This window comes from Rhodococcus sp. IC4_135, from assembly GCF_011602025.1.
In the GTDB taxonomy this organism is placed as follows: Bacteria; Actinomycetota; Actinomycetes; order Mycobacteriales; family Mycobacteriaceae; genus Rhodococcus_F; species Rhodococcus_F baikonurensis.
In genome coordinates, this window is record NZ_JAAOLG010000009.1 from 84,781 (window position 1) to 97,366 (window position 12,586).

10 protein-coding genes are annotated in these 12,586 nt (G+C 64.2%); 4 read left to right on the forward strand and 6 right to left on the reverse strand.

Annotation, left to right across the window (positions count from 1 at the left end):
- Nucleotides 1–14: 14 nt before the first annotated feature.
- Nucleotides 15–1,784 (reverse strand): Ig-like domain-containing protein, encoded by a 1,770-nt coding sequence (locus G8767_RS17840; RefSeq protein ID WP_166810894.1) that lies wholly within the window; start codon nt 1,782–1,784, stop codon nt 15–17.
- A gap of 367 nt (nt 1,785–2,151) precedes the next feature.
- Here G8767_RS17840 and guaA point away from each other — a divergent pair, with 367 nt between their 5' ends.
- On the forward strand, nt 2,152–3,723 hold the full coding sequence (gene guaA, locus G8767_RS17845; protein WP_020969072.1) for a glutamine-hydrolyzing GMP synthase: 1,572 nt from the start codon (nt 2,152–2,154) through the stop codon (nt 3,721–3,723).
- A 53-nt stretch (nt 3,724–3,776) separates the two neighbouring features.
- Here guaA and G8767_RS17850 read toward each other — a convergent pair whose 3' ends face one another.
- Together G8767_RS17850 and G8767_RS17855 are read right to left on the reverse strand one after the other, a co-directional pair.
- Nucleotides 3,777–4,010, reverse strand: a complete 234-nt coding sequence (locus tag G8767_RS17850) for a hypothetical protein (protein WP_020906937.1) — start codon at nt 4,008–4,010, stop codon at nt 3,777–3,779.
- Nucleotides 4,007–5,401 carry a PspC domain-containing protein gene (locus G8767_RS17855; protein WP_166810896.1) on the reverse strand — a complete coding sequence of 465 codons (1,395 nt, stop codon included), beginning with the start codon at nt 5,399–5,401 and terminating at the stop codon, nt 4,007–4,009. Before G8767_RS17855 ends, G8767_RS17850 begins: the two co-directional genes overlap by 4 nt.
- Nucleotides 5,402–5,637: 236 nt before the next feature.
- On the opposite strand from G8767_RS17855, the gene G8767_RS17860 reads away from it, so the two are divergent.
- The 3 genes from G8767_RS17860 to G8767_RS17870 are packed head-to-tail and all read left to right on the forward strand — an operon-like array spanning nt 5,638 to nt 9,078.
- Entirely contained in the window at nt 5,638–6,918 is a 1,281-nt protein-coding gene (locus G8767_RS17860) for an ATP-binding protein (RefSeq protein WP_166811087.1), read from the forward strand.
- A complete protein-coding gene (locus tag G8767_RS17865; RefSeq protein WP_003940972.1) occupies nt 6,915–7,574 on the forward strand; it encodes a response regulator transcription factor in 660 nt (219 codons plus the stop codon). Before G8767_RS17860 ends, G8767_RS17865 begins: the two co-directional genes overlap by 4 nt.
- 49 nt (nt 7,575–7,623) lie before the next feature.
- Complete coding sequence (locus tag G8767_RS17870; RefSeq protein ID WP_166810898.1) at nt 7,624–9,078, forward strand: MFS transporter; 1,455 nt, start codon at nt 7,624–7,626, stop codon at nt 9,076–9,078.
- Here the strand turns inward: G8767_RS17870 and G8767_RS17875 are convergent.
- From G8767_RS17875 to G8767_RS17885, 3 genes are all read right to left on the reverse strand, one after another.
- Complete coding sequence (locus G8767_RS17875) at nt 9,075–10,283, reverse strand: MFS transporter (RefSeq protein WP_166810900.1); 1,209 nt, start codon at nt 10,281–10,283, stop codon at nt 9,075–9,077. The two genes, G8767_RS17870 and G8767_RS17875, sit on opposite strands and share 4 nt — an antisense overlap.
- 189 nt (nt 10,284–10,472) lie before the next feature.
- A complete protein-coding gene (locus G8767_RS17880) occupies nt 10,473–11,867 on the reverse strand; it encodes an ATP-binding protein (RefSeq protein WP_166810902.1) in 1,395 nt (464 codons plus the stop codon).
- Nucleotides 11,864–12,562: a response regulator transcription factor gene (locus G8767_RS17885; protein WP_095968937.1), complete on the reverse strand. Its 699-nt coding sequence runs from the start codon at nt 12,560–12,562 to the stop codon at nt 11,864–11,866. The genes G8767_RS17880 and G8767_RS17885 overlap by 4 nt, the downstream gene beginning before the upstream one ends.
- Nucleotides 12,563–12,586: the final 24 nt, after the last annotated feature.

The following is a 12,586-nucleotide window of genomic DNA, read 5'->3' on the forward strand; positions in this document are numbered from 1 at the left end:
GCTGATGTGGGGGACTAGCTTCCGAAGAGCGGGATCAGGCCGCTCAGTGAACCGGTGTCCAGGCTTCCGGTGCCGCCGCCGTCGGTCGGTGCGGTGCCGACCTGCACGACCGTCGGGCCGGAGACGGAGTTCTTCCAACCGGCGTCGCCGACGAAGTTGGCAGTGAGGCCGAACGTTCCCTCGTCGTCGAAGGTGTGCGTGAGTGTCGCGACTCCGTTGACGACGGGAACGGGTGCGCCGATGGGCGTCGTGCCGGACTTGAACTGGATCATTCCGTTTGCTGTTCCGGGTGCAACGGTGGCCTTGAGCTGCAATGCCTTTCCGACCTGAGCGGCGCCGCTGACAGTCAGGACCGTCGTGGTGTCCGCGCGGGCGGGCTCGGGATCGGTCACGTTCACCGTGAACGACGTGGACGTGGAGCCGACGAATCCGGTTCCGCCGGAGAACTCGGCAACCACGGTTGCGGCGCCGGCTGACGCGAAGGTGTGCGGGAGGATCGCGACGCCGTCGCCCGTGCCGACCGGTGCGCTACCGACCTCGGCGCCGTCGACCTTGAACGTCACGGTTCCGCTGCTCGGGATGGGGGAGACGGTGGCCGAGAGGTTGGTCGGTTCACCGACGACTGCTGTGAGCGGTTCGACAACTGTGGTCGTGGTTCCCCAGTCGGGATCGCTGACGTCGAGTTGAGTTGCGGTGGACACTGAATCGCCGTAGCCGGCCTCGCCGGTGAAGATCGCGGTGAAGCTGTGCGTGCCGGAAGCGTCGTAGCTGCGGGTCAGGGAAGCCGTTCCGTCGACCACGGCCACCGGTGCGCCGAGGTTGGTGTCGCCGTCCTTGAACTGCACCGTGCCCACGGCGTTCGCCGGTGTGACGACGGCGCTCACGGTGATGCTGTCACCGACCAATGCGGCGTTCGGAGCCGAGATCGTGGTGGTGGTGTCCGCGGAGACGTCGACGGTCTGGACTCCGGAGGTCGAGTTGTGGAATCCCGGACCGGCGTTGTACGCGGCGGTGATGTCGTGGGCGCCGACGCTGTCGAAGGTGTGGGAAAGGGTGGCGCTACCGGCGGCAACCGGGACGGGTGAGCCGATGTCGTTACCGCCGTCCTTGAACTGGACGGTGCCCGTCGCGTCGGACGGCGCAACTGTCGCGGTCAGGTCGACCGGAGTGCCGACCTTCGCCGTTGCCGGTGCAACCAGTGTGGTCCCGGTAGCGACAGACGGGTCGACGACCTGGACATTGACGTTGATCGGGTTGAGGCCCTGCTGCGTGCTGAAGGCGTTGACGTCGAAGAGCATGCCGCTGTCGTACGTACCGAAGGCCGTTGCGACGGGGACCGTGTAGGTCGCTTCCAGTGTCACGGATTGGTTCTTCTTGACGACGAATCCACCGACCAGGAAGGTGCATCCGCTCGAGCACTTCGCGGAGACTCCGCCATCCGATTCGTTGCTGATGGTGGCCCGCGTGGTCACACCCAGGTAGGTGGCCTTGGCACTGCCCGGCACGAGGACGAATCCAGCGGGCGGGATGTCACGGATCTTTGCGATCGACCGTTCGATGCCGCTTTCGTTGTGCTTGATCTCGGTCTTGTACGTGACGGTGTCGCCCGGGTGAACTGCCGCGTTCCCGATGACACTCTTCGTGAAGATCAGGTTGTCGGTCGTGCCGGTGAAGCTGGTGGGCGGGGCTTCGTCAGCAGCGGCCGGCGTGCCGAGGACTAGAAGTCCGGCGGCAGCCGTCACAGCCGCGACAGGTATGGCGAGTCGTCGTATAAATCGACGCACAGGTCCTCCTCGAGGTGAGCGCCGTTCGGCGGCGCCGGCCGTTTGCGATCGTGATCCTGATCACTTGACGGGCGAGATTACCTTTACTGGACGTTTGGTTCAGGCGAATCGGTCAAACGTCCAGAAAATTCACCCTTCGTCTATTTCGGGCCCTGGCCTGCGATGATGTCGCTGATTTGATTGCCGAAGCTAAGGTGCGGGTGATTGGGGCGTCGTTGACCTGGACGGTGGTCTAGATCAGCGCGAGGTCGCCTCGCAGTTATGAGAGTCGGCCTGTGTAGTGACGTACCTCGCGCTCACTCGGTCGGGGAGCGGGCTGAGTCCATGCATGCGCAGAAGCGCTGGCCGCGGCGATTAGACTGCACCTGTGGCAGATATCGAGCAGCAGAGACCAGTTCTTGTCGTCGACTTCGGAGCGCAGTACGCGCAGTTGATCGCACGGCGAGTTCGCGAAGCCAAGGTCTACTCGGAGGTGATTCCGCACACCACGACCGTCGAGGAGATCGTGGCCAAGAACCCCTTGGCTGTTGTGCTCTCGGGTGGGCCCTCGAGTGTCTACGCAGACGGTGCTCCCAAGCTCGATCCCGCACTTTTCGATCACGACATCCCGGTTTTCGGAATCTGCTACGGATTCCAGGCCATGGCAGGCGCCCTCGGCGGCACCGTTGCCGAGACCGGCACCCGCGAATACGGCCGTACCGACATCGCGGTATCCGGTGGATTGCTGCACGACGGACTTCCCGCGACGCAGCCGGTGTGGATGAGTCACGGCGACGCTGTCACCGAAGCGCCTTCCGGCTTCGAGGTGACCGCGACCAGCGATGGCGCTCCCGTCGCGGCGTTCGAGGATCGCGCCCGCAAGCTCGCCGGTGTGCAGTACCACCCCGAGGTTCTGCATTCGCCGCACGGTCAGCAGGTCCTGAGTCGCTTCCTGCACGAGATCGCCGGTATCCCGGCAGCGTGGACGGCGTCGAACATCGCCGATGCGCTGATCGAGCAGGTTCGCGAGCAGGTCGGCGACGGACACGCCATCTGCGGTCTGTCCGGTGGTGTCGACTCCGCTGTCGCTGCGGCTTTGGTTCAGCGGGCAATCGGCGACCGGTTGACGTGTGTCTTCGTCGATCACGGTTTGATGCGAGCCGGTGAGCGCACGCAGGTCGAGCAGGACTTCGTCGCGGCAACCGGTGCGCGTCTGATCACCGTGGATGCTGCTGACACCTTCATCGGTGAGCTGGCAGGGGTCACCGATCCCGAGACCAAGCGCAAGATCATCGGCCGCGAGTTCATCCGCAGCTTCGAAGGCGCAGTCAGTGATGTTCTGGGCGAGAACGCATCTCACGGTGCGACCGTCGATTTCCTGGTCCAGGGCACGCTCTACCCTGACGTCGTGGAGTCCGGCGGCGGCACGGGAACCGCAAACATCAAGAGCCATCACAACGTCGGCGGACTGCCGGAAGACCTGCAGTTCAAATTGGTCGAACCGCTGCGTCTGCTGTTCAAGGACGAGGTCCGTGCAGTGGGCCGCGAACTCGGCCTGCCGGAAGAGATCGTCGGACGCCAGCCGTTCCCCGGTCCCGGACTCGGTATCCGCATCATCGGTGAGGTCACCCGCGATCGCCTCGAGATTCTGCGTCAGGCAGATTCCATTGCGCGCGAGGAGCTTACGTCTGCAGGCTTGGATGGAACGATCTGGCAGTGCCCGGTGGTTCTCCTCGCCGACGTCCGCAGCGTGGGCGTGCAGGGTGACGGCCGGACGTACGGTCATCCGATCGTGCTGCGTCCGGTCTCGAGTGAAGACGCGATGACCGCGGACTGGACCCGTCTGCCGTACGAGACCCTCGAGCGCATCTCGACTCGAATCACCAACGAGGTTGCGGATGTGAACCGCGTAGTCCTCGATGTGACGAGCAAGCCGCCGGGAACTATCGAGTGGGAGTAAAAACTACTGTGCGCCTTTATTAACCCCCCGCGGTTAATAAAGGCGCACAGCAGTTACTTTCGGTTGCGCCGATTCGGCAGAATCACCAGTAGTAGTCCTGCCACGACGGCGGCCCCGACGAACAGCCAACGGAATTGAATGTTCGCTGCCGGCGCCAGAGAGAACGGCCCGACCAACGCCCACACGCTGACCAGTAGTGCGGCCAGTCCGGCGATCAGCAGAAGTGCCGAGGGGCGCTTGGATTCTCGGGTCTCGTCCTGGTCTGTCGTCTCGTCGTACTCGCTCATGATTGCGTCACCTTCAGACTGCCGAACGTGGCTTTGGCGTTGATGGTCAGTGTGGGCGAATCCGGTGTCACTTCACGGCCCGGGTGTATTCCGCCGTCGAGGCAACCGGATCCGTCACCCATGACGACGGTGCAGCTGTTCTTGACGTTGACGGTTGGCGGCACCATGACGGTGAACTCGCCGAACGACGCCGCGACGTCGATGGTCTTGTCCTCGGTGAACGTGACCCCGTTGAGGTCGAGAGTGAAGCTTCCGAAGGCTCCCGAGTACGACGGATCCAATTCGGAAGCTGTTGCCGGAGTCCATCTTTGCTCACCCGAGGCGTCGAACTCTATGGGGTAGACCAACGAGGCAAGCAGTACGAAGCCCACGAGCGGTCCGGTGACGACCAGCAGGCCGTATCCCTTTCGGAAGAATGCTCCGAGAATCAGACCGATGGCGATGACGGCCAGTCCGACCGCGCCGACTCGGCCAGGAGTGAACCAGTCGTTGCCGGTTGCCGCGCCCGCAGCCCCGGTGACGGCGGCGACGATGATCGCGAGTCCGAGCACTGTCAGCGTCCAACGCGAGCGACGCTTACGCGGTGGCAATGGCAGCAGCGGCGTGGCCTTGACCGCCGGGTCCGGGAGATCCCAGGCGAACGGAGCAACACCGAGCGGATCCCAGGAGGGCGGTGTGATGGCGGCCTCGCCGATCACCTCGGTCGGATTGGTGGCGGCTGAAGCGCTCGGGTCCTTCGACAGGTCGATCGTCGGATGACCGGCCTGGGATTGCGGTGACTGCTGCGACTGTTCGGCCGGCCGTTCCTCGGGCACGTAGCTGTCGGGGAGTTTGGTGTACGGCGTGTACACGGGCGGCTGATTGGGTGCGAAGTATCCGGGAGTGAACGGACCAGGCGTGAATCCGGTTCCTGGATACGCGGTACCCGCGCCGACGTACGGCGACGTGTTCTGCGGCAGCGCAGGCGGGACGGGCGCTCGCTGGTAGAGCAGCCACAGGCCGCCGACCATCAGGATCAGCCCGATCAGTCCGGAGCCACCCAGACCGACGCCGACGGGCCCGACGGTCGTGGCCGCGATGGCGAGAGCCACCAACAAGACGATGGTCTTGGTACTGGAATCGGAACTGTGTCCGCGGCCCATCAACGACTGAGCGGGAGACGATCCGTCACCGGCGCGGGCGAGCACCAACCAGCCCGCGAGGTAGAGAAGGATGCCTGAGCCGCCGAAAATGGTGGAGGCGACAAAGGCCACGCGTACCAGAATGGGGTCGATGCCGTACCGGTATCCGATTCCGGCGCATACCCCGGCCACGTGACCTTGTGCCGGCAGACGCACGGGGCGGGTCCGCCACAGATCCTGGATCTGTTCTTGGAAAGTCGGATTGTTCATGAATCAATCCTGGCTTCCGGGGCGGCCTCCGCGCATCAGGGCCAACCCTGATCTTTGCGGTGATCGCGGGTGAGGGTGGCGCCCTGATTCAGGGTTGGACCCTGATGTGTGTCTGCGTGGTTCGTGCCAGTATCGACTATGTGCAATATCTGTCAGCTCCACCGTTCGTGAGCGGTCCCGCTCCCGGGTTTCCGGGAGGCCCACCCGTCAACGGGGTACCGGCGTCTGCCGTACCCATGAAGAAGGGTGTGCCCATCCCGGGCGGCGTTCCGCTGCGAAAGTTGGAGCGACGCGCTGGCGGTCGAATCGTCGCCGGTGTCGCGGGCGGTATTGCCGATCATCTCGGTATCGACGTCCTGAAAGTGCGAGTGGCTTTCGCGATTCTGGCGGCGATGGCCGGGTCCGGCATCGTGATTTACGGCGCTCTCTGGATCTTCACCTCCGCCGGCACGGACACGCAGAAACCGTCCGCAGCCGAGCGGCAGAGGGCGTACGGATTGATCGCCCTCGGCTTGGGCGGCGCTGCTGCGTTGTCCTGGTTGTTCAGTGGCACGGCTGGTTCGGTGCTCGCGCCGTTCTTCGTCGTCGCGATCGGTGCTGCCTTGGTGTGGCGCGAGTTCGATTCCGACGGTCCCCGTACTGTCATCGGCTTGCCGCAGCGGCCTACCGTTCTCACGTGGGCGCGGGTGGTCGGGGGAGCCACCTTGATCATTTTGGGTCTTGGCGTTGTCGTCCTTGCACAGGTCGACCTCGAAGCACTCCGCTCGTCCCTGTTGGCCGTGGTCGTGACGCTGATCGGTGTCGGTTTGTTGACGGTGCCGCTGTGGCTGCGGATGTGGAGAGCTCTCGGCGCCGAGCGTGCGGCCCGCATTCGCAACGACGAACGTGAAGAGATCGCGTCGCATCTGCACGACTCCGTACTTCAGACGTTGGCTCTGATTCAGAAGCAGTCCGACAACCCGCAAGAGGTGGCGCGCCTGGCCCGCGGCCAGGAACGCGAACTGCGCAAATGGTTGTTCAGTGGCGGCGACATCGATCACACGAGCCTGACGGAAGGCCTGAAGATCATCGCCGGTGAAGTGGAAGACCAGCACGGTGTCACGGTCCGTCCCGTCACGGTCGGCGACGTACAACTCGAAGGTGAAGGCGTGGAGAACGGCCTGCCGAAGGAGGCGTTCACCGCGCTCCTCGGTGCGACGCGTGAAGCTCTCGTGAACTCGGCAAAGCACTCGGGGGAGATGGAAATCAATCTGTTCGCCGAGGTCGAGGGCGACCAGGTCAGTGTGTTCGTTCGTGATCGCGGCGTCGGATTCGACGTCGACGCGGTGCCGGAGGATCGCCAGGGGCTCGCCAAGTCGATTCGTGGCCGCATCGAGCGGCGCGGTGGCCGCGTCGTGGTTCGATCCGACATCGGAAAGGGCACCGAGATCCGCGTGCACATGCCGCTCGGTGACTCTGCTCTAAAGTGGGACCAGACTGCTGACCGTATCGACAACCCCGAGGAACAGCCCCAGTGACTTCGCTTGCGCCGCCCCCGTACCGCGTATTTCTTGTCGACGATCATGCAGTGTTCCGCTCCGGGGTGAGGGCCGAACTCTCGCGCGAGGCAGACATGGACGTCGTCGGTGAAGCAGGTGGCGTCGCGGAGGCGATCGCGGGTATCAACTCGACGAAGCCGCATGTCGTACTGCTCGATGTCCACATGCCCGACGGTGGCGGAGTGGCAGTTCTGCGCGGAATCGATTCCGGCCCGGTGTGCTTGGCGCTCAGCGTTTCCGATGCCGCCGAAGACGTGATCGCGGTAATCCGCGGCGGTGCGCGCGGATACGTGACCAAGACGATCTCGGGATCCGAACTTGCCGAGGGCGTGCGACGCGTTGCCGGTGGTGACGCGGTGTTCGGGCCGCGCCTGGCAGGCTTCGTGTTGGACTCCTTCACCGGACGCTCCAATGCACCGGAGCCGCAACTCGATCCGGAACTCGACTCGCTCACTCCGCGAGAACTCGAAGTGCTCAGATTGCTGGCACGTGGGTACACCTACCGTGAAATCGCCGAGGACCTGGTGATTTCCGTGAAGACCGTCGAGACTCACGCATCGAATGTTCTGCGAAAGACTCAGCAGTCCAATCGCAATGCGCTGACGCGTTGGGCACACCGCCGCCAGATCGACTGAATTTCCGCGCGCTCTTTCGCGATTGCGCGTGAGGGCGCACCATGGAGCGATGACGGAACCACTGGCGCTCGCGTCGAGACGTGGGCGTTGGGTTGTCGCCGCCACCGTTCTCGGCTCCAGCATGGCTCTCCTCGACGGCACCGTCGTCAACATTGCTCTGCCGCACATCGGTGAAGACTTGGATTCCGGTGTCGCCGGACTGCAATGGACGCTCAGCGGCTACACCTTGGCGTTGGCATCGCTGATACTCCTCGGTGGCGCTCTCGGCGATCGGTGGGGTCGGCGACGGGTATTCGTGTGGGGGACGGTCTGGTTCGCGGTCGCGTCGTTGCTGTGCGGAATAGCACCAGACATCACGTTTCTGGTGATTGCACGGATCCTGCAAGGAGTGGGGGCTGCGCTCTTGACGCCTGGCAGCCTTGCCATCATTTCCGCGTCACTTCGCGAGGAGGACCGCGGCGCGGCCATCGGCGTGTGGTCGGGCTTGGGTGGCGTCGCCGGCGCTGTCGGTCCGCTTTTCGGTGGTTGGCTGGTGGGAGTGGCGGGATGGCGATCTGTGTTCCTACTCAATATTCCGTTGGCGATCGTGGTGGTGTGGGCAGCGGTGCGCCACGTACCGGAGAGCCGCGACCCGCATCCGCCCGAGCACCTGGACGTGGTCGGATCTGCCTGCGCAGTAGTCGGTCTCGGCGCGCTGACGTACGGGCTGATCGAAGTCAACCCGATAGTCGGGCTGGTCGGGGTGCTCGCGCTGTGCCTATTCGTTGTGGTGGAACGTCGATCACCGAGTGCGTTGGTGCCGCCGTCCCTGTTTCGTTCGCGGATGTTCGTTGCGGCCAATCTGGTGACCCTTGCGGTCTATGCGGCGCTGGGCGGTGTGTTCTTCCTGCTCGTGCTGCAATTGCAATTGGTTGCGGGGTACTCGCCGGTGGCTGCCGGCGTCGCAACGGTGCCGATCACCTTGGCATTGCTGCTGTTGTCTTCGCGCGCGGGCAGTTACGCGCAGACTCACGGACCGCGATTGCCGATGACGGTCGGGCCCGCCGTTGCCGCGGTGGGGTTGGTGTTGATGACGCGGATCGGCCCGGATGCGTCGTACCTGACCGTCGTGCTGCCGGGAGTTCTGGTGTTCGGGCTCGGCCTGGCGGTGATGGTGGCGCCGTTGACCGCCGCGGTGCTCGGCTCGGTGCCGGTGGAGCAGTCGGGAATCGCGTCCGGTGTGAACAATGCCGTTGCCCGGACGAGTCAACTTCTTGCCGTTGCCGCCCTGCCGGCCTTAGTGGGGATCGACGCCGAGAGCCTGGTCGATCCGACGAGTTTCTCCGACGGATTCCGATACGCGATGTACATCTGTGTGGCGCTGCTGTTGGTTGGTGCCGTGATCGCCGCGGCGCTGATCCGTACTCCGATTGTGGAGCCGGTTCAGGAAGCGGATTCGGTTGCCTGCAAGCCGCATTGCGATCTGACGGGTCCTGCAGTGCAACCGAATCCGATCGCGGACTAGACGCTGATGTCGCGGTCTCGGCTGGGCACCAAGGGGATTGCTGCGGCCGGAAATGCCGCGACTATCGCGAAGGCGAGCGGGTAGCCGACCGCGCCGATCAGCGCACCGACCACCGGGCCCACTGCTGACGCGGCAATGAACTGCCCGGTGTTCTGTGCGCCCAACGCTTTTCCTTGCCATTTCGGCCCGGCTGCCTCGGCGACGGATGTGAACGCCAAACCGTTGTCGGCGACACTGACGGTCGTTGCCAGCAGCAGAATCAGGGCCGGAACGCCCCAAGGCGCTGCGTCGGCCGCCGCCATTGCCAACATGACCGCAGATGCAGAGACGGCAACCAACCGCAGGGGGCCTACTCTGCTTCCGGCACGATCACTCCAGACGCCGACGACGATGCGTCCGAGTGCGCCCACGAACTGGGAGATCCCGATCAGGAGTCCCGCGGGCGCAGCATCCCATCCTTGTTCGCTGATCAGCCAGACCAGGCCGAACGTCGAGAGGGTGAACTGCGGAAACACCAGCAGTGCCGAGACGACGTGGATGCGCCAGAGGAACCAGTTCGAGCGATAGGGGTTGACCGTCTCGACCGGGATATCGGTGGGCTGCGCCGCCGGTCGCGGGGGATTGACCAATGCGGTAGCGCAGATCAGGGCGAGAACGCCGTTAAGTGCTACCGACAGGCCGACGGCCCAACCGATGCCGACGTTGGCAGCGAGGGTCGGGATGGTCAGCGACGCAATGGTCACGCCCAAGGGCTGTGACATCTGCCGGATACCCATGGCGAGGCCGCGCCGATCCTTGGGGAACCAGCCGACCACAACACGTCCACTGGCAGCGTTGGTGCTCGCCGCGGCCATGCCGCCCAGCAAGAACGCGATCCCGAGGAGGGCGTAATTGTCGGTGGTTGTCGCCGCCAGCGCAGCGATCGCCGTCAACGCGAGTCCGATGGAGATGACCCATTTCTCACCGAATCTGTCGGCCATCGCGCCCCAGGCCACCAGCGTGAGAACCATGCCGAAAGTGGGTGCAGCGGCCAGGGTTCCGGCCTGCGTCAACGAGAGGCCGTGCTCGGAATGCAGTAGTGGGATCAAGAAGGCGGGGGTGCTGACGAAGACGGTGCCTGCTGCCTGGGCGGCGACGCCGATTCCGAGCATCGTCCACGCCTTGGGGGAGACGGCCGTCTTGTCCAACCGCGACGCCTGCGTCATGGTGCCCTCCGATTTCTACGCTGTTCGACGATGCCGACGCTACTCGCGTAGTTTCACATGTTGAAACCAGAATCCCACTATTTGGTCGGATGTGGGCGGTCTGGGGCGCGAGGTGCCCACCCCTTTTCGAGCGAACGGTACGACGATCGCCTTGGGTGCGCTGAAAGGTACGTTCGCTCGGGAAGGCGGTCAGCGACGGGGCAGGCGAACCGTGAAGACCGTGCGCCCGTCCACCTGGTCGACGCCGATGGTGCCGCCGTGCAAATGCACGTTCTCGACGGCGAGGGAGAGTCCGAGTCCGCTGCCCTCGCTGCGTCCGCGCGCGGTGTCGACCTTGTAGAACCGCCGAAAGATTGCCTGCCGATCTTCGGGTGAGATGCCGGGGCCGTGGTCGACGACGGTGATGACGGAGAAACCGGGTTCGACACTCAACTCGACGCGAACCGGGGGCGCGCCGTGGCGCAGTGCGTTACCGACGAGGTTGGCGACGACGATGTCGATTCGGCGCGAATCCACTCTGGCACTGACGTTTTCAAGTGCGCGGAGTTCGACGGTTTCGATCCAGCCGCGGCTCTCGAGTGTGCGCTCGGTCAATTCGACGAGGTCGACGTCGTCGAGGACGAGGCGCGCCTGTTGTGAGTCGTGGCGCGACATTTCGATCAGATCTTCGACGAGTCGAGTGAGTTTGCCGATCTCACTGCTCACGATGCGCGCGGCAGCGGCGGCGTCCGGCGGAAGATTAGGGATCTCTTCGCGGAGGATCTCACTGACGGGCACCAGTGCGGCGAGCGGCGTTCGAAGCTCGTGGGAGACGTCGGCGACAAATCTTCTCGACTGCTCTTCCGATTCTTCCAGACCTCGGATGACTGCTTCGTTGCGAGCGACCATGTTGTTGAACGTTGTTGTGACCTGCGCAAGTTCGGCTACTCCGTCTTCGGGGAGCCGGACGCTCAGGTCGCCGTCGGCGGCGCGGGCGGCGGCTTCGTCGAGGCGTTTGAGTGGGCGGACAAGCGTCGACGCGATCCACAGCCCGAGCAGACCGCTTACCAACACACCGGCGGCGAGGGTGAGACCGACAGCTCGAAGCAGGTCGTCGAACTTGTCCTGCACCCCTACCAGCGGCCGGATGGTGACGGCTTTGACCAGTGTCTCGTTGTCGTAGCCGTCGTCTGCAGTCATGTCCACGACATTGACCGACATTCCCAACATGATGCGCTGGGAGTCGAGTCTCTCGAAGCGGATCAGTTTGGGACTGTCCAAACCCTCTTCGAAGCTGGGTGGGATCGTTGCCGCATCCACTGATCCTTGACGGATGACTTCCCCGTCGACGATCAGAGTCATGTCGGACTGGAAGATCTGGTCGAGGGTGTCAGGTGTCAACCCGTCTACCGGCGGTCCGTTGCTGTACTGCAGTTCGTCGCGAAATTGTGCCGTCGCCACGTCCTGAGCGTTGGAATAGATCCACGACCGCGCCATGAACGAGACGACGCCTGCGGTTGCCCCGGCGATGATCACGACGATTGCGATGAACACGAGCACGAGCCGCGTCCGCAGACCGTCGACCCGAAGCCAGGTCGGTCTCATCGGGCCGGGCTGGTGTTGAAGCGATACCCGAACCCGCGCACCGTTTCGATCACGGTCGGTGTGGCTGGGTCGTCCTCGATCTTTCCGCGCAGTCGTTGCACCGCTGCATCGACGATTCGGGAGTCGCCCAGGTATTCCTGGTCCCAAGCTGCGGACAACAACTGCCGGCGGCTGAGGACCTGCCCTGGGTTCTCGGTCAGTGCCAGTATCAGTCGGAGTTCGGTCGGAGTCAGGGTCAGCAGCGTTCCGGCCTTGCGGACCTGCAATGACGAGCGATCCAATTCCAGGTCGCCGAACGTCTCTGCACCCGGCGCCGCATCCGGACGCGTCGTTGCTGGTGCCGAGCGCCGCACGACGGCTTTGATCCGAGCGTCGAGGACACGCGGACTGGCCGGTTTGACGACGTAGTCGTCGGCACCGGCCTCGAGGCCGGCAACAGTGTCGATGTCGTCGGATCTGGCCGTCAAGATGATGATCGGGATGGAACTGCGAGTGCGGATGCGTCGACAGATCTCGTAACCGTCGGCTCCTGGCAGCCCGAGGTCGAGTAGGACGAGGTCCGTGGCACCGAGGGCGTCGTCGAAATCGCCGTTACCATCGGGGCGATGGCTGACGTTGTGCCCGAGTCGGTTCAGCCCCAACGTGATTGCCTCGGCCACCGCTGGATCGTCTTCTATGAAAAGAATGCTCACCATGCGCTCACCTTGGACTCGCCATGA